The following is a 14,996-nucleotide window of genomic DNA, read 5'->3' on the forward strand; positions in this document are numbered from 1 at the left end:
GGCAACGCAGCACAGGTCAGGCCGTGAGCGCAGACCTCGACTATACCGGTCAGCAAGGCGGACTGCTCGCCATGGCGTTCGCTGCCGGAGCGGTGGCTGCAACCGCCTTTTGGATGACGGTCGCTGGCTTCATCTGGCGCGTGTTCATCGAGAAGCGGATTTCGGCGCTCGAGACGCAGCTCAAAGATGAGCGTGCCCAGGCCGCGGCTGAACGCGCCGCCGAGGCCGCCGAGTGCGAACAGCGCGTCGAGGGGCTGAAGAGCCGCATCATCCAGCTGGAGACCATGCTGATGCTGCACGGCCCACAGGCCCTACGCCAGGCCATGCAGGCAGTCGCCAGCGAAACGCATTTGGCGATCGACGAAATCAAGCAGGACAGGCGGGAGAGGGATGCATGACGACTATCACGGATGATGCATTCGTCCGGCTGTTTCAGGAACGGTTCGGGCTTGGCGTCGATGGCGTCGCCGGAGAGCGGACAGTTGCTCGGTTGGGGCCGGATTTGCCACTGCCCCGGGTTCCGCTCAATGACGATGAGTTCGTGCGTCTCTTTCAGCGGGTTCATTCGCTCGAAATGGATGGATGGGCAGGGCGCGACACGCTTGCCAAGCTCGACGAGCTGTCACCCCCAGCACGCCCACCCGCTAGCGTCAGCGCTCAGATTCCCGCCGACTACTGGCCGATGCTTTCGAAGATCGAGAGCGGCGACCGGCCCTATATCAAGGCCGGAACGTCGAGCGCGTCGGGGTTGTATCAGTTCATCCGCTCGTCTTGGCTGGGCGAGGGCGGCCAGTGGGGCGGGGACATGTCGCAGGCGTTCGGCGGCCTCAAACCATCGGTCGAGGAGCAGCTTCAGCGCGCGAAGACGTTCACCGCGAAGAATGCCGCGTACCTCAAGGGCAAGGGGATCCCGATCAACAAGGCCTCGCTCTACGCCGCCCACTTCTTCGGCCCCATGACCGCTGCTCAGGTGATCGGCGCTGATGTGAAAGCGCGCGCCGACCTGATCGCCGGAGAGGCCGCGACCAAGGCCAATCCGTCGATCCTGCGCGGCAAGACCGTCGGCGACTTCCTATCCTGGCTGCACCGCAAGACTGGGGAGTGGGCGCGATGAAGTGGCCCGGCTGGCCCTCTGAGCGGCAATGGGTAACGCTCGGTCTCTTCGCTTTCGCCTTGATTATGCTGGCCATGGCCAAGGACGATCCCAAGCTCTGGGACGTCAAACTGTTCGAGGTCGTGTTTCAAGCGGTTGTGCTCACCGGGCTCCTGAACATGGTCGTCGCGTTTCATTTCGCGGCCAACAAGAACGACGAGGCGAAGGTCGAGAACACCCGAGCGGCTTTCGATGCGATTACCGCGACGGCGAACGCAGCTGGCGAGGCCGCGACAGGCAAACCCGACGATCCGGTTCACACCGTCGAGGAGAGCAAATCGTGAAAAAGTTCATTCTCTTTCCGCTGGCACTCGCGCTAGCGTCCTGCTCGGGCATAGGTGCCGTGCAATCCCCCGGGTCTGCGCCGGTGCAGGCTGTCGCCGATCGGATGGTCGTCGAAGGCGCCCGCGGGCTGATCCTCGCCAATCTCGCGTACCAGACCGTCGGCACTGCCGCCGCTGTGGGAATCGAGCAGGGCGTCATCACCGGCGCCACGAAGGAGCGCGTGAAGGAGGTTTCCCGCGAAGTTGTTGGGGCGCTCACCGACGGTGAGAAGAAGGTTAAGAGCGCGGACAAGGCCATGTCGGCCGCCGCTGCGCTGGCGTCGATCGATAAGCTCTGCGCCCTGCATCCATCGCTTCGGCGCGCTTGCGACGCGGTGAAGGAGAAATAGCCATGGATTTCGCCGAACTGCTGGAAAAGGCCCGCAAGGCCGCCGAAGCCGTCGCAGCTGGCCGCGAGCTTGTCACCGAGGTGCTGGAGAATGTGGCGGCCGGCGCTGTTGCCCTGTCGGTGCAGGAGAAGGCCCAGATCCTTGCAATGCTGTCGGCGCAGACAGCGGAGAGCGTCGCCATCAACGAGCGGATCCAGCGGGCCTAGCAGCTCAGCCAGTCCGTTTCGGCGTCATCCACCGCCTGAAAGATATCGCCATCCGCCTGTTGTGCGCGCAGGTGCGCGCGGACAGCTTCCGGGTCGCCATCCTTGGGGAATGATGGATCCTTGCGCGCCTGGTCCGCCAGATCATCGACCCAGTCGCCACGATCTTTCTGCGCGAGGAGCCAGCGGCCGAACGCCTCGGGCTTGCGCAGATAGCTCTCAGGGTTGTTCGTGTCAGGCATGGCGGGTCCCCTCATTTGTTGCGCAGGCGGCGAACCAGCATTGTCCACCCCGCCTCGTTCTTTGGGAAGGGGTCACTGGTTGGTAGCCCCGCGGTGATGCCGATCCAGAACCCGCCTCGTCGACCGCGGCGGTGGCAGGCACTGCATCGGAGGTGCTGCGCGACCTGTGGCCGCCCTAAGCTCCAGCCTTGGCACATATAGTAGCGTGCAAGGTTGGCGGCATCCAGCGTGCCGGCGTGCCGGCACGGGCATTCGATAATGAGGTTCCACTTCCCGCGAAGGTCGCCCAGGTTGTGCCATTGGAAGTTGGCGCCCATCGCTCACGGCCAAGTCGATGCGAAGGCGTAGGGCGGAGCGGTGATGTCGGCGAAGAATAGGGTCGATCCGAAAGGCGAGTCTGCGAGCACCTCATAGGGTTCGAGCGCCTGATAGAGCAGGATCGCGGCGGCCCGGCGGGCATCTTCCTGACGTGCATGCTCAGCACTGATCCAGAGCTTGCCGATCGCGCCGGGAAAGGCGGCAATAGCACTGTCGAAGATCGCCGCGCGGTCATCGCGGTCAAGGACAGCGCCGGCAGCGTCGAGGATACTGTAGACGCGCAGCTTGTCCGATATCCGCTGCGCCATGCTGTGGCGCCAACCATCGTTGCGGCGCTCGAAAAGATCGCGCCGCGTGCTGACCGACCATCCTCGCATCGCCGAGAACAGGGCATAGGTCAGTTCGTCTTGGTTCACCTGGCGCATCACATCCTCGAATCGAGATGTGAACAAAGACGGAACATTTGAGGCCGCGCAAGACGGATTCGACAGATCGAGTAACCGGTGGCAGCATCGCCGCATGTGCAATCTCTTTCGCACAAGAAAGAGCGCGGCCGAGGTCGCCGCCTATTTTCGCGCCGACATGCCTGCGAACTTCAATGTCGGCGAGGAGGTCTATCCCGGCGGCCCGGGTATGGTCGTTGTCGAGAACGAGGGCGCGCGGGTGTTGCGCTCGATGACCTGGGGCTTCCCGCTCGCAATGAAAAGCAAGGTGACCGGCAAACCGATCAAGCCGAAGCCGGTGAACAACATCGCAGACCTGACCAGCTGGATGTGGCGGAATATCGCGCCGCGGCCCGGCAATCGCTGCCTGATCCCTGTGACAGAGTTCGCCGAAGCCGAAGGCGAGAAGGGTGCCAAGGCCCGCACCTGGTTCAGCGTCACCGATCAACCGGTGTTCGCCTGGGCGGGCATGTGGCGCGACAGCGACGAGTGGGGGCCGGTCTATTCCGGCCTGATGACCGATGCGAACGAGGCGGTGTCGCCGGTCCATGACCGCATGCCGGTAATCCTCCAGCCCGACGAACATGACGCATGGCTGCACGGTTCGATCGACGACGTGATCGCGTTCCAGCATCGGGTGTTCCCGCCGGAGTTGATCGCGATGGAGCGGACGCAGGATCCTTGGATCAGACGCTCGACCGCGGCGCCGTCGCTGCTCTGAATGTCTGCATTTGGGTGGGAAGCGGACATTGCCCGGTTGCGGTTGGGCGCGCTATTAAGTCTCCCATGAACGTCCAAAGAGTCGAGCCATTGGAAACCATTGGGTTCGGGGGTGATGGTGACCAAGTGGACGCCTTCATTGCTCTGGAGAAGCGCTTCGGCGTTTCGCTTGACGACAGCGACTGTGGGCAGTGGGTCACGGCAGGCGATGTATTCGCTGCTCTCATTGCCGCGTTGCCGGAACACGAAAGGGCAGAGGAACACGTTTGGCCAGCTTTCGCCAAGATTATGTGTGACGAAACAGGGGTAGATGCCTCACGCCTCGAGTCCGAGACGCTGTTGCTCGGCCTGCCACTTCGCGTGGTCATTAGGCGGTGGCTTCGAAAGGTTTTCGGCAACTGACTTCAACGGCCGCTTTGGGGTCGTTACCTGACTGGCGGCTTTCGGACCCAGATTCGCGTTTGTTCCATATTCGTTCTATATCGCGCGGAGCGAATCGAGGAGCGTAAAATGGACGTCGCAGGCAAATGGACCGTCCTTGTTGATGACGAAGATCGTGCGCCCGGCCAGAACCGGGTTATCGAGCTGGAGCCGTCTCAGTACGAGGACGGCGACAAGTTGATCATCGACCTTTCGCCCTATGAACGAGCGGTGCTCACCGGCTTTGATGAAAGCGCCGGAGTCATGGCCGGGAACATCTACCGCGGCGACAAGCTTCCCGAGGGTGATCCCGGAGACCTGTGGCGTGAGCTCGATTCCGCCGGGGACGATGACGACCCGCGATGGGATGACCTCCCGACCAGCGATTATGTCCGGTTCATGCGTGAGGCAGGCCATGGCTAATCCGCCGGCCCCGAAATTCACGCTCAACGATCAGGAGAAGATGGGCGCATTCGCCGCTCTGATCCCAGTTATCCTGGACACGCTGCAATCCTATCACCCCGAGATCGAGGTGACGGGCGACGACATTCTCGATGTCTTTTGCCTGGGCGTCGGTGCGTTGCATGAGAACGATCCGCAAATCACGACGCCCCGAGACAAGCGCCTGGCTCTTGAAACCACGGTTGGCCATGTCGCGCGGTGGATGAAGTCGCTGCGTGACCAGCGACCGTTCGAAGGGGCGCCTAGCTTCCTGAACTATGTGCTTGAGGAAGATCGACAGCGGCGATCGTCGAGGCCTAGCTAGGCAGAAAGCAGAAAGGCCCGGCGCAGTTGCCGAGCCTTTCCGGCATGTCCTCGTGGAACGGCTAAACGTCGGTGGAGCGGTCGCCTTCAAGTCGCTCAACGCGTCCCGGCTCGGCCGACGGATCAGCCTTGGTAGCTTCCACTGATTTGCGGGGCTGCTCGAGGGGGACGAAATCCCACCCATCGAACAGCATCGCGACGGGCTTCTCACCCGGCACCTCGTTGTACGCACGCATACTGGCCTCCCTTGAGGCGGTCTCCGTTGCTCCGAGCCGAGACCACCCGGGCCGCTGAACGATGGACGGGCAAGTCGGTTGCAACCCGGATGCTTGCGACCGGTCGAACTGCCCCAAAATCCACACGCCCTGGGATCGATCGTTACTGACGCCCGTTCAGCAGCCGAGACGGACGCACAACCCCCGCCACTTCGTGTCCGTCTCGCCTAACATCCCGGCAAAAATCGCGATCCCCGACAAACCCAAGGCGACCAAGCACCCGATCACATACTGGATTGCAGGAGGAACGCGCCTCACTTCTCCACCTCTATCCGGGATGCTGATAGGGCTTCCTCAAGCGCGGCAACGGAAACTCGACCATCGCCGCCGGCCAACCGCCACGCTTCCTCCAGTATCGTGGCTCTCTCTGGTGTGGTGGGCTTGTATTTTTCGGCGACGAGCGTTTCGAGACGTTCAGCAACGTCGTTGAGGAATATCCCCGTCAGCATGCCGCAAGGCATGTAAGCGGGGCGGTCCGACTGTTCGGCTAGCCACCGGAGATTATCCGGCATGTGCCATCCAAGACGCTCACCCCCTTCGACTGTCTGCGTCTCTGGTGTGGAGGTCTTGAGGGCGAGGATTGCGTCGGCGGCTTCCGCGTATGGACTATCAATCCAATAAGGGCCGAACGCCTCGAAATCGTCGCCCAGCGCTGCGCACACGGCCCGCGCAATCGCCTCCCTATCTACCGGTCCTTCTTCATCCCGTGATGATGCTGAGAGAGTCTTTGCCACGGTGCGGACCATGGCAAGCAACTCGCCTTCATCGATATCCCTGAGCGATCTCGGCCAACCCGCCTTGAGAGCGAAAACGGCTTGGCGCTGGGCATCCGTCTCATAGATGATCATCACGATTTCCCTTGATGATACCAGTCAGCATAGGCCTCGCACCAAGCCTCATTGGGGTTGGAGACAGGCTCAGGCGGCGAGCCGAAGCGATGCTCGCGCTCATCCCGTGATGGCGTAGTATCGGTGGCGAAGCGGATCATGGCGCGGATGGCGTGATCGCACGTACACGGGTTACCATAGCCGTCATTGTCGCTGGTATAAGGAGCGGCGCAAGGATGCGTGTGCTCGGTCTCCGCCAACACCTCGCGCGCCTGCTCCTCTGTTGGTGCAGGGCGGCTTTCGAGGGCGGCGAGGGCTTCAATCATCGCCGCCTTCCGAACCCGCTGCATCCAGGATCCCGGCGTGTCCCGGCCATCATTGCGCGGGTGAACGCGAAGTCTTGCCGCCTGATCGTTGATGTTCTCGCTGAACGCCCGCTCGACTAGCTCGTCTCTATCCATGGGAGGGGTCCTCGTCGTTGAGTTCGTCGGCCAGCGCCAAACCCTCTTGCTCGGCTTCCTCCCAAGGGCAGCATCCAGCATCCTCGATCAGATCGCAGGAGCGAGGTGAATATGCGCCGCAGAACGGGCAAAGGCGCAGTTCACCCGCCATGGGAGGGGGCGTCCTTGGATTGAAGGGCGAACGTAGCGGCACGAAGCAGCGCGCGAGGCACCCGAACGGCGGCGTTGCCATCCTTGAAGCCGAGCTTCTCGGCCAAGTCCGCGTGGTGATGATCGAGATCGGCGAACGGCTCCAACGCCTCCCGCAGCCGCCTTACTTCCTCATCGGTAGAGAGGGATTGGGATGCGACGCGGTGTCGGGCGAAGGCTTGCGTCATCTCGCCGTCATCGCACTGGCCTTGCCTGATGCGCTGCTGCCAATTGTGGTTGCGGGTCTCACGATAGGCCTTGACCGCATCCGCCGCTGCATCGCGATCCGCCTGGATCACTTCCACTGTCTTTGTCTCGGTCATGCTGAGGGTTCCTTGGTGGGGGTTCATGCTGCGGACCTCACAGCAAAGTTGGCTGCGCCGGCGTCCGCAGCGAGACGAGCCTCGAGAGTTCTCCATGCATAGCCTGCCACCAATGGAACGACGCCGTTTCCACAGGCGCGGAGTCGGTCCACCCGATCGGCCATCCCATCAGCCACTCGACGAACAGCGGGTTCAAGGTGCGGCGCTCGGGCGATGATGTCGGGCCAGCAGGGGTCGCTGGGTCCGGGGCAGATGAGAGGGATAGTGCCAGTTCCATCGCCCGGCGTGAGAAATCGCTGTTGCCTGCCGCGCTGTTGCCCTTCTGCGCAGGTGTACCCGCCATCGGGGTCGGCCAGTTCTGCACCATTTCCTGTAGGTCCGCCCCGCCCGCGCCGCGTTCCTTGCGCTTTGAGTTGGCGCCACCCGTGATTGTCTTTGGCGTCGCCCACGATTCCCAAGCCATTGCCTGCGCAGAGGGACAGGCAGCGCCAGGGACGAATAGCCACGTCATGCACCGACCGCCCCCGAGGTAGCCGCTACATCGGCTGCGATCGGCGTGACGCGATCGAGCAGGTAGCAACCCGAGATGTCGTCGAGCCAGATGACGGCCGAATGGCCGGACAGCCCCGCAGCTTCGGAGCGGGTGTTGGTGATGACACCATCGCCGCCGTCCTTGCGGACGCTGACACGCTGACCAACCGGATAGCGCGCGTTGAAGTCTGCGACCTGCCTTTGCAGATCGGCAAGGGAAGGGGGCTTCCTCATGCCGCCACGGCCCGCGTGGAAGCGCCGAAAAGGTTGGACAACACCAACGCGGGAACCCGCAGGAGTCCGTTGGCTGTTTGGGCTAGTTGGACAAACTCAACCCGTTGATTTTTGGTGCTTTCGACACTCCGGCCAGGGGCACCACGCAAAGAAAAAGGGCCGGTGAGTTACCTCACCGGCCCTTTTGCATTTCAGCCCGCGACGGGGCCGTCATAGGGGCGCCGGGCATAATAGCCGAACCCCGCAATGACCGCGTAGCACGCGGCCGGCAGGGTCAGCGCTAGCGCAAGGCTGCCGGTCGCATCCGCCAGCGCGCCGGTCGCCAGAGGCACCACGGCGCCGCCGAAGATCGCGATGTTGATGATCCCCGATCCGTCCGCCGCGCGACTGCCCAGCTTTTCGCAGGCGAGGCTGAAAATGGTCGGGAACATGATCGAGTTCATCAGGCCGATTGCGAGCAGGCTGTAGCCGGCGACATTGCCGGTGGTGTTGGTCGAAATCAGGATCAATGCGACCGCGCCAACTGCGACAAAGGCGAGCAGCTTGCCGGGGCTGATCACGCGCATCAGGCCCGAACCGATGAAGCGGCCGATCATTGCGCCACCCCAATAGAAGCCGATCAGCTTGCCCGCTGCCTGTTCCTGAAGCCCCATCACGCCGGGCTGCATCAGATAGTTGACGATCAGCGAGCCGATCGAAACTTCGGCGCCGACATAAAGGAAGATGCACAGCGCGCCGAAGCTGAAACGCGGGCGGGTCAGAAGATCGTTGTCATAGAGCCAGATCGCTGGCGCGAGCAGGATAAGCAGCAGGCCGACCACCGCATGAACCTGCGTCGCCACGACCGCGCCTGCGATGATCAGCACCAGGCCTACGGCATAGCGCGGAAGGCGAACCAGTTCCTTGCCCGCCATGCTTGTTGCATCGTGCGGCAATTTCTTGCGGAACATCCAGACGATCGCGGCGACCACCGCCAGCGCCGCGGCGATGCCGAGATAGCCATGCATGATCGCCTTGCTCTCGGCGATACGATAGGCTTCGAGTGCGGGGCCGGAAAGCTGGTCGGCGGTGACGGTGGCCAGACTGCCGAGGATCAGGATCGAACCGACGATCGGGAAGATGGTCGTGCCCAGTGAATTGAATGCCTGCGCAAAGGTGAGACGGCTGTGCGCGGTCTGCGGCTTGCCGAGCAGCGAGATCAGCGGGTTGGCGACGACCTGGACGATCACCACACCGCTCGCGAGTACGAATAGCGCGAACAGGAAGATGCCATAGGTTGCATTCTGCGACGCCGGGATGAACAGCAGGCAGCCGACCATCATCGTCAGCAAGCCAGCGACCGCACCGCGCATATAGCCGATCTTCTTGATCAGATTCGCACCGGGAATGCCGATCACCAGATAGGCGGTGAAGAAGCAGAACTGCACCAGCATCGCTTCGGTGTAGCTGAGCGTGAACAACTCCTTCAGCTTCGGGATGATCACATCATTGAGCGAAGTGATGCCGCCGAAGATGAAGAACAGCGCGAAGACGAAGACCTGAAGGTCGGGCGCGTTGATGCCCTGTGCGTCACCGGACGCCGGATCGGTCGAATTTGGTTGTATGACGGGTGCGGCCAACGCCCCTCTCCCTGATAACGTTGTCAGTTAACTGACACATACCGCAGCTTGGGGGAAAGGCGAGACGAAAAAGCCGGAGGAGGTGATGATAGCGGTAAAACGGCCCCGGATACGGGGCGGATAGTCCCCGTTATCCGGCTCCGGTCAGCGCCGCATGAACCTCGATTCCCGCCGCGATCCAGGCGCGACGCGCCTCCGCCTCGGCTTCCTCCGCTTCGACCAGCCCGCGCTCGGCATCGATCTGGTCGATCCGGCTCGCCGCGCCGCGTGCGAACCGGTCGCCGACCAGCTTCAGCCGCTCGCGCGCATGTTCGACGGCCGCGGTCGCCGGCAGCTGGCGCTCCCGCGCGGACACGAATGCCGCCAGCGCCGTCGCCAGGTCCCGCCGCGCGACGACGTTCGCCTTGAGATAGGCGGCTTCGGCTTCCGCCGTTTCGGCTGCCGCGCGGTCGGCGCGGGCACGGGATTTGCCGCCGTCGAAGATCGCGCCCTCGATCCGGACGCCCGGAATCAGGCTGAAGCCCGGATTCTCGAAGAAGCTCGACAGCGACAGGTTGCCGCCCTGTCCGCCAAGGCTCAGCACGATCCTTGGCCGAGCATTGCGGATCTCGCCCAGCCGCCGCGAATCCGCCGCCGCCAGCCGTGCCGCCGCCGCCCGCACATCCGGCCGGGCATCCAGCTGAGTCAGCTCCAGCGTGCCGGGATCGAAGCGCTCCAGCCCGCCCAGTCCGCGCGGCGCGTCGAAGCGATCGCCCGGCCCAAGTCCCGCCAGCGCCAGCAGGCGCAGGCGCGCGGCCTCGCGATCGTTCGCCACGGTGATCCGCTCGTCGGCGATCCGCGCCAGCGCCGCCTCGCGTGCCAGCAATTCGTCCCGCGCGGCATAGCCGGCGGCGATGCGTCGATGCGCGAGCGCGCTGCCCTCGCTCTCCATCGCTTGCCGCTGCGCGATCCGCGCCAGCCGGTCGTCCTGCGCGACCAGCATAAGCCAGTTGCGGGCGAGATCCGCCGCCAGCACCGCGCGGGCCGCTTCGACATCCAGCCCCGCCGCCAACGCCTCGTTGCGCGCGGCGCCGACCGCCGCGTTCACCGCGCCCCACAGATCGGGCGTCCAGCTCGCGCTGACGCCCAGATCGACGCCGCGCGCGCTGCGATCGGAACCCGCGATCGAGCGCTGCCATCCGCCGCTCGCATCGATCGTCGGCAACCGGCCGCCGCGTTCGACGCGGAAAGCGGCGTCGCCTACAGCGGCACGGGCCAGGGCGGCCTTGACGTCGAGCGAACCCAGGTCCGCCCGGTCGAGCAGCGCGGTGAAGGCCGGGTCTCCAAGGTCGTAGGACCAGCTGCGCGGCGTATCCGGCTCGAGGTCGCCGACCCGCACGATCCGCCCGCCGCCCGCGGCGTCGGGAAAGCTCGCGCATCCGGGCAGCGCCAGCGCCGTTCCGGCCAGCATGATGATCGCGACGCGGCTCATTTGAGCACCTGCACCTGGACGCGTTGGCCGATGCGAAGCGCCTGGCCGTTCTGGACGCTCACGACCATCTCGATCACGCGGGTGTCCTGGCGCTCGTTGGGATCGTCGCTGGCGAGCTTGCGCGCGCCGAACACTTCGCCGAGCCGCGTTACCTTGCCCTCGAAAGCGTGCTTGCCGTCATGGTCCAGCAGGATCCGGGCGCGCTGGCCGGCGCGGACACTGGCGACGAATTGTTCGTCCAGTTCGGCGCGCACGATGCGGTCGGTCTCGGGGGCCAGCAGGAACAATTCGGTCACGTTGAAGGTCGATGCGCCGTCACCGGGTTTCGCGGAGCGGCGCACGATCCGGCCGTCGAGCGGCGCGCGGATACGCCGCGCCTCGATCTCGAACAATTCCCGCTTGAGCTTTTCATGAGCGACCGTGATCGCCGCCGCCGCCGTCGCGAGTTCTCCGCGCTGGACCCGCGCCTCGTCGCGGGCCTTGTCGGCATCCTGTACCGGAACGGCCTTTGTCGTGGCGAGGTCGGCGAGGCGTCTGGCCTCGCGTTCGGCGGCTTGCGAGCGCGCCTGCGCGATGGTCTTGCGGGCCTGAGCCTCGGCCAGGTCGGCGCGCGCCTGCGCCACACCCAATTCGGCCTGACGGGTATCGATCTGCGCGAGTACCTGGCCCTTCTTCACCCGGTCGCCCTCCTCGACGAAGACCGCCTGGATCAGGCCTTCGCGCTGCGCCGCCAGGCGGATGACGCCGCCCTCGACGTCGATCTTGCCCTTGGCGATCGCCACGAAATCGCGCGGTGTCGCGGTCGCGGCGGGAAGCTCGGCGGGGTCTCCGCAACCGCTCAATGCGGTGGCGGACAGAAACAGCAGGGCAAGGCCCGGCAAAGTGGAGCGGATAGGCATGATCAATGAGACTCGCGTTGAACGGCGGATTGGGGGGCGGGGCGCTCGTCGCCGATGATCCGGCCATCCTCCATGTGGATGATCCGGTCGGCGAACCCGAGCAGCCGGGGGTCGTGGGTCACGCACAGGACTGCGGCGCCCTGATTGTGCGCAATGTCGCGCAACAGGGCGATCACGGCGTGACCGTTTTGGGAGTCGAGCGCGCTGGTCGGCTCGTCGGCGAACAGGATGCGCGGCTGCTTGGCGAGTGCGCGAGCGATCGCGACCCGCTGTTTCTCGCCGCCCGACAGCTCGAACGGCCGCAGCTTCATGCGCGGCCCCAGCCCGACGGCTTCGAGCGCGGCGCGGGCGCGTGTCATCGCGTCCGCCGGCTTCACCTTCATGCATTGCAGCACATAGGCGACCTGTTCCTCGGCGGTGAGCGCGTTGAACAGGTTGAAGCCCTGGAAGACGAACCCGGTATTCGCCAGCCGGAACGCATCGCGCCCACCGGCCTTCATCTGCGAGAGCGGGGCGCCGAGCGCGTGAACCTCGCCCTGATCGGGCGGGGTCAGTCCGGACAGGATCGCCAGGAGCGTGCTCTTGCCGCAGCCCGAGGGGCCGACGACCAGCGTGAGCTCGCCGGGCATGATCGCCACGCTGACGCCGAACAGGATCTGCGTGCGGACCTGGCCCACGGTATAGGATTTGTTGATCGCGCGCGCGTCGATCGCGACGGCGCCATTGGCGTTGGTCATGGCGCTCACCTGAGCAATGCGGCCGGATCGGCCTTGGAAAGCTGGCTGAGCGCGACGAAGCCCGACAGGATCGCCACGCACAGGACGAGCGCTCCGCATCCGACGGTGATCGGCATCGAAATCGCGACCGGGATGTAGGCGAGCTGGGCAAGCCACAGGATCAGGGCGGAGATCGCACCCGCGATCACCAGGCCGACGATGCCGACCCACAGTGCCTGTTGCAGCACGACGCTGCGCAGGTGACTGCCGGGCGCGCCCAGCGCGCGCAAGGTCGCGAACTCGCGGATCGACGCGGCGACGGCGGCCATCAGCGTCTGGCTGGTGATCACGATCGCGACGATGACCGCGACCAGCGAGGACAGGCCAAAGGCGGTGCCCATGCCCGATTCGAACAGCCAATAGTTGGTCGAGCGGTCGCCGAATTCCTTCGCGGTCCAGGCCTGGTAGCGGGCGCTGGTTCCCTTGGGGGAGAGATCGTCCTTCACCTTGGCGGGGTCGGCGCCCGCGCGCAGCTTGACGAGGTAATAGGCGACGTCGTCCGAATATTGCAGGCTTGGGTCGAGATGCCGCGCGGTATTGAGCGACGAGATGACGTTGATGCTGCCGATGCCGCGCAGCCCCTCGGTAAAGCCCGCGACATGAACCTTCTTGCCGTTGATCTCGGCGTTCGATCCGATCGACACGCCCAGCTTCTCGCGGTCGGCGATGTCGACCAGCACGGCGCCGGGCATCTTCAGCCGCTCGCGCAGCTCGGGCGAAACCGCGTGGGCGAAGGTGAGCGAGCCGGGGCGGGGGTCGATACCGGCCAGAACGACGCTGACGTCCCCCGCGCCGGGCCGCGATCGCCATACGCCACCCGCCCAGGAAAAGGGCTCGGTGCGATCGACATCGGGGTGCATCCGCACGAAGGATTCGGTGCGGTTCGAAATGTAACGCCCTTGGTCGACACTGGGCGTGCCCGGGAACCCGACCCAAAGCTCCGCGTCGGACTTCTCGATATAGACCGCGACCGTGGCAAAGATGCCGACGGCGAGCGCGGCCTGTATGACCAGCAGGATGCCGGAAAAGGCGATCGCGAAGATGGCGGGGGCGAAGCGCCGCCATTCGTGCAGGATGGATTTTCGAGCCAGCGATATCATGGCCGGCCAGATGACCGTCCATCATGGAGCTAACGCCCGCGCAACGTGGAGGCGGTGTCGAGACTATGGTCGATAGGCGGCCTCAATAAGGCAGGCGGACCTCGAAACAGGCGCCGCCGCCCTCGCGCGGCGCGGCCGAGGCCCGCCCGCCATGCGCTTCCGCAATGGCCTTCACCACCGCGAGACCCAGCCCGGTTCCGCCCGAATCGCGCGAACGCGAATCGTCCGCGCGCCAGAAGCGCTGGAACAGGCGCTCGGCATTCTCGGCGGAGATGCCCGGGCCGCGGTCGAGCAGGCGCAGAAACGCGCCGTTGCCGTCGGATCCGGTCTCGATCCTGACCACACCACCCGACGCCGCATAGCGCCGCGCATTATCGAGCAGGGCTAGCAGGATCTGGCGCAATCGCGCGCCATCGGCTGCCAAGCGCACCGGTTTCAGGTCGCGCTCGGCGACCATCCCCGCCTTGTCGAGTTCGGTGGAGAAGGCGTCGATCGTCTGACCGGCTTCGACGGCGAGATCGATCATCGTCGGGCGCATCACCAGTCGCCCGGACATGGCCAGGCTCAACGTACGCAGATCCTCGATGATCTGGGCCAGCGCGTCGGTCTGGAAGATCAGGCCTTCGATCCCCTTGGCATCGGGCACGAAGACGCCGTCCACCATGCCCTGAAGGCGACCGCGCAATACGGTCAGTGGTGTGCGCAATTCATGGGCGATCGCCGCGATGCTTTCGCGCATCTCGCGTTCGGATCGTTCCATCTCGCGCGCCATCATGTTGAAGTCGGCGATCAGCTGGTGGGTTTCGCCGACGCCATGTCCGGTCACGAGCACCCGGACGGTCCGATCTCCCGCAGCCACCCGCCGGGCCGCGGTCGCTACCCTGTGGACGGGATCGCTGATCCGCGCCGCGAACCAGCGCGCGGCGATGATACCGACCAGCAGCGCCGCGACGCCGAGTGCGATCAATGCCGCCAGTTCGCGCAGCTCGAAGCCGGCTTCCCAGCCCTGATAGGCGTCCAGGAGTGATTCCAGATCCGCCTGCGACGGCAGCCGGTTCAGTTCGACCATGTCATAAGCATGCCGCGCACTGGGTGAGAGCGAGCTGCGGAACGCGTCGTAGGACCAGATGTAGAAGGCCAGCATGCCGCCAAGCATCACGACGACCGCCAGGATCGCGACGATGGTCATCGCGGCGGTCAGCTGGGTCGCGAGGCGTGCGCGACCCCTGCGATGCCTGGCGCGCCCGATCACACCGCCCATTCCCGCCAGGCTGGTGGGGCTGGGGCGGGCTGGCTTTCGTTCCTCAGCGGTCATCGGATCCGGTCCTTTTGGGCTCAAGGAAACAACCCTTGG

The 14,996-nt window shown here is 64.8% G+C and carries 22 protein-coding genes; 9 read left to right on the top strand and 13 right to left on the bottom strand.

The genetic code is table 11. The annotated features are described in order from the left end of the window. The first annotated feature begins 23 nt into the window (after positions 1 to 23). The 5 genes from AC07M1_RS18615 to AC07M1_RS18635 are packed head-to-tail and all read left to right on the top strand — an operon-like array spanning position 24 to position 2,032. Positions 24 to 398: a hypothetical protein gene (locus AC07M1_RS18615; RefSeq protein WP_495164137.1), complete on the top strand. Its 375-nt coding sequence runs from the start codon at positions 24 to 26 to the stop codon at positions 396 to 398. Beyond that, a complete protein-coding gene (locus AC07M1_RS18620) occupies positions 395 to 1,114 on the top strand; it encodes a peptidoglycan-binding domain-containing protein (protein WP_495164138.1) in 720 nt (239 codons plus the stop codon). Before AC07M1_RS18615 ends, AC07M1_RS18620 begins: the two co-directional genes overlap by 4 nt. Then, positions 1,111 to 1,437 carry a hypothetical protein gene (locus AC07M1_RS18625; protein ID WP_495164139.1) on the top strand — a complete coding sequence of 109 codons (327 nt, stop codon included), beginning with the start codon at positions 1,111 to 1,113 and terminating at the stop codon, positions 1,435 to 1,437. The genes AC07M1_RS18620 and AC07M1_RS18625 overlap by 4 nt, the downstream gene beginning before the upstream one ends. Beyond that, the gene (locus AC07M1_RS18630; RefSeq protein WP_495164140.1) at positions 1,434 to 1,826 is read left to right on the top strand and encodes a hypothetical protein; all 393 of its coding nucleotides are present in this window, start codon (positions 1,434 to 1,436) and stop codon (positions 1,824 to 1,826) included. The genes AC07M1_RS18625 and AC07M1_RS18630 overlap by 4 nt, the downstream gene beginning before the upstream one ends. Positions 1,827 to 1,828: 2 nt before the next feature. Further along, on the top strand, positions 1,829 to 2,032 hold the full coding sequence (locus AC07M1_RS18635; protein WP_495164141.1) for a hypothetical protein: 204 nt from the start codon (positions 1,829 to 1,831) through the stop codon (positions 2,030 to 2,032). Here AC07M1_RS18635 and AC07M1_RS18640 read toward each other — a convergent pair. Beyond that, the gene (locus tag AC07M1_RS18640; protein WP_495164142.1) at positions 2,029 to 2,271 is read right to left on the bottom strand and encodes a YozE family protein; all 243 of its coding nucleotides are present in this window, start codon (positions 2,269 to 2,271) and stop codon (positions 2,029 to 2,031) included. The two genes, AC07M1_RS18635 and AC07M1_RS18640, sit on opposite strands and share 4 nt — an antisense overlap. 320 nt (positions 2,272 to 2,591) lie before the next feature. Beyond that, positions 2,592 to 3,014 (bottom strand): hypothetical protein, encoded by a 423-nt coding sequence (locus AC07M1_RS18645; protein ID WP_495164143.1) that lies wholly within the window; start codon positions 3,012 to 3,014, stop codon positions 2,592 to 2,594. A gap of 94 nt (positions 3,015 to 3,108) precedes the next feature. On the opposite strand from AC07M1_RS18645, the gene AC07M1_RS18650 reads away from it, so the two are divergent. The 4 genes from AC07M1_RS18650 (at position 3,109) to AC07M1_RS18665 (ending at position 4,938) form a co-directional block, all read left to right on the top strand. Continuing rightward, complete coding sequence (locus AC07M1_RS18650; RefSeq protein WP_495164144.1) at positions 3,109 to 3,753, top strand: SOS response-associated peptidase; 645 nt, start codon at positions 3,109 to 3,111, stop codon at positions 3,751 to 3,753. Positions 3,754 to 3,818: 65 nt separating this feature from the next. Further along, positions 3,819 to 4,154: a hypothetical protein gene (locus tag AC07M1_RS18655; RefSeq protein WP_495164145.1), complete on the top strand. Its 336-nt coding sequence runs from the start codon at positions 3,819 to 3,821 to the stop codon at positions 4,152 to 4,154. Between the two features lie 108 nt (positions 4,155 to 4,262). After that, positions 4,263 to 4,595, top strand: a complete 333-nt coding sequence (locus tag AC07M1_RS18660) for a hypothetical protein (protein ID WP_495164146.1) — start codon at positions 4,263 to 4,265, stop codon at positions 4,593 to 4,595. Then, positions 4,588 to 4,938 (top strand): hypothetical protein, encoded by a 351-nt coding sequence (locus AC07M1_RS18665; RefSeq protein WP_495164147.1) that lies wholly within the window; start codon positions 4,588 to 4,590, stop codon positions 4,936 to 4,938. Before AC07M1_RS18660 ends, AC07M1_RS18665 begins: the two co-directional genes overlap by 8 nt. Positions 4,939 to 4,999: 61 nt before the next feature. Here the strand turns inward: AC07M1_RS18665 and AC07M1_RS18670 are convergent, their stop codons facing one another. The 11 genes from AC07M1_RS18670 to AC07M1_RS18720 form a co-directional block, all read right to left on the bottom strand. Next, positions 5,000 to 5,173, bottom strand: coding sequence for a hypothetical protein (locus tag AC07M1_RS18670; RefSeq protein ID WP_495164148.1), 174 nt, complete (start codon positions 5,171 to 5,173; stop codon positions 5,000 to 5,002). 293 nt (positions 5,174 to 5,466) lie between these two features. Continuing rightward, positions 5,467 to 6,060, bottom strand: a complete 594-nt coding sequence (locus AC07M1_RS18675; protein ID WP_495164149.1) for a hypothetical protein — start codon at positions 6,058 to 6,060, stop codon at positions 5,467 to 5,469. Further along, a complete protein-coding gene (locus AC07M1_RS18680) occupies positions 6,060 to 6,500 on the bottom strand; it encodes a hypothetical protein (protein ID WP_495164150.1) in 441 nt (146 codons plus the stop codon). Before AC07M1_RS18680 ends, AC07M1_RS18675 begins: the two co-directional genes overlap by 1 nt. Before the next feature lie 140 nt (positions 6,501 to 6,640). After that, positions 6,641 to 7,012: a hypothetical protein gene (locus AC07M1_RS18685; protein ID WP_495164151.1), complete on the bottom strand. Its 372-nt coding sequence runs from the start codon at positions 7,010 to 7,012 to the stop codon at positions 6,641 to 6,643. A gap of 507 nt (positions 7,013 to 7,519) precedes the next feature. Further along, positions 7,520 to 7,777 (bottom strand): hypothetical protein, encoded by a 258-nt coding sequence (locus AC07M1_RS18690; RefSeq protein WP_495164152.1) that lies wholly within the window; start codon positions 7,775 to 7,777, stop codon positions 7,520 to 7,522. Between the two features lie 191 nt (positions 7,778 to 7,968). Further along, positions 7,969 to 9,396, bottom strand: coding sequence for a sugar MFS transporter (locus AC07M1_RS18695; protein WP_495164153.1), 1,428 nt, complete (start codon positions 9,394 to 9,396; stop codon positions 7,969 to 7,971). Between the two features lie 130 nt (positions 9,397 to 9,526). Continuing rightward, on the bottom strand, positions 9,527 to 10,867 hold the full coding sequence (locus tag AC07M1_RS18700) for a TolC family protein (protein ID WP_495164154.1): 1,341 nt from the start codon (positions 10,865 to 10,867) through the stop codon (positions 9,527 to 9,529). Beyond that, the gene (locus AC07M1_RS18705) at positions 10,864 to 11,766 is read right to left on the bottom strand and encodes an efflux RND transporter periplasmic adaptor subunit (protein ID WP_495164155.1); all 903 of its coding nucleotides are present in this window, start codon (positions 11,764 to 11,766) and stop codon (positions 10,864 to 10,866) included. The genes AC07M1_RS18700 and AC07M1_RS18705 overlap by 4 nt, the downstream gene beginning before the upstream one ends. A gap of 2 nt (positions 11,767 to 11,768) precedes the next feature. After that, positions 11,769 to 12,503, bottom strand: a complete 735-nt coding sequence (locus tag AC07M1_RS18710) for an ABC transporter ATP-binding protein (protein ID WP_495164156.1) — start codon at positions 12,501 to 12,503, stop codon at positions 11,769 to 11,771. A gap of 5 nt (positions 12,504 to 12,508) precedes the next feature. Continuing rightward, a complete protein-coding gene (locus AC07M1_RS18715; RefSeq protein ID WP_495164157.1) occupies positions 12,509 to 13,642 on the bottom strand; it encodes an ABC transporter permease in 1,134 nt (377 codons plus the stop codon). 82 nt (positions 13,643 to 13,724) lie between these two features. Beyond that, entirely contained in the window at positions 13,725 to 14,957 is a 1,233-nt protein-coding gene (locus tag AC07M1_RS18720) for a sensor histidine kinase (protein WP_495164158.1), read from the bottom strand. Between the last annotated feature and the right edge of the window lie 39 nt (positions 14,958 to 14,996).

It is taken from the genome of Sphingomonas sp. GW821-FHT10C01 (assembly GCF_059415525.1).

Coding starts and splice junctions, on each gene's coding strand:
- AC07M1_RS18620 (WP_495164138.1), top strand. CDS start 395: ATGACGACTATCACGGATGATGCATTCGTCCGGCTGTTTCAGGAACGG.
- AC07M1_RS18625 (WP_495164139.1), top strand. CDS start 1,111: ATGAAGTGGCCCGGCTGGCCCTCTGAGCGGCAATGGGTAACGCTCGGT.
- AC07M1_RS18635 (WP_495164141.1), top strand. CDS start 1,829: ATGGATTTCGCCGAACTGCTGGAAAAGGCCCGCAAGGCCGCCGAAGCC.
- AC07M1_RS18640 (WP_495164142.1), bottom strand. CDS start 2,271: ATGCCTGACACGAACAACCCTGAGAGCTATCTGCGCAAGCCCGAGGCG.
- AC07M1_RS18645 (WP_495164143.1), bottom strand. CDS start 3,014: ATGCGCCAGGTGAACCAAGACGAACTGACCTATGCCCTGTTCTCGGCG.
- AC07M1_RS18650 (WP_495164144.1), top strand. CDS start 3,109: ATGTGCAATCTCTTTCGCACAAGAAAGAGCGCGGCCGAGGTCGCCGCC.
- AC07M1_RS18655 (WP_495164145.1), top strand. CDS start 3,819: ATGAACGTCCAAAGAGTCGAGCCATTGGAAACCATTGGGTTCGGGGGT.
- AC07M1_RS18660 (WP_495164146.1), top strand. CDS start 4,263: ATGGACGTCGCAGGCAAATGGACCGTCCTTGTTGATGACGAAGATCGT.
- AC07M1_RS18665 (WP_495164147.1), top strand. CDS start 4,588: ATGGCTAATCCGCCGGCCCCGAAATTCACGCTCAACGATCAGGAGAAG.
- AC07M1_RS18670 (WP_495164148.1), bottom strand. CDS start 5,173: ATGCGTGCGTACAACGAGGTGCCGGGTGAGAAGCCCGTCGCGATGCTG.
- AC07M1_RS18675 (WP_495164149.1), bottom strand. CDS start 6,060: ATGATCATCTATGAGACGGATGCCCAGCGCCAAGCCGTTTTCGCTCTC.
- AC07M1_RS18680 (WP_495164150.1), bottom strand. CDS start 6,500: ATGGATAGAGACGAGCTAGTCGAGCGGGCGTTCAGCGAGAACATCAAC.
- AC07M1_RS18685 (WP_495164151.1), bottom strand. CDS start 7,012: ATGACCGAGACAAAGACAGTGGAAGTGATCCAGGCGGATCGCGATGCA.
- AC07M1_RS18690 (WP_495164152.1), bottom strand. CDS start 7,777: ATGAGGAAGCCCCCTTCCCTTGCCGATCTGCAAAGGCAGGTCGCAGAC.
- AC07M1_RS18700 (WP_495164154.1), bottom strand. CDS start 10,867: ATGAGCCGCGTCGCGATCATCATGCTGGCCGGAACGGCGCTGGCGCTG.
- AC07M1_RS18705 (WP_495164155.1), bottom strand. CDS start 11,766: ATGCCTATCCGCTCCACTTTGCCGGGCCTTGCCCTGCTGTTTCTGTCC.
- AC07M1_RS18710 (WP_495164156.1), bottom strand. CDS start 12,503: ATGACCAACGCCAATGGCGCCGTCGCGATCGACGCGCGCGCGATCAAC.
- AC07M1_RS18715 (WP_495164157.1), bottom strand. CDS start 13,642: ATGATATCGCTGGCTCGAAAATCCATCCTGCACGAATGGCGGCGCTTC.
- AC07M1_RS18720 (WP_495164158.1), bottom strand. CDS start 14,957: ATGACCGCTGAGGAACGAAAGCCAGCCCGCCCCAGCCCCACCAGCCTG.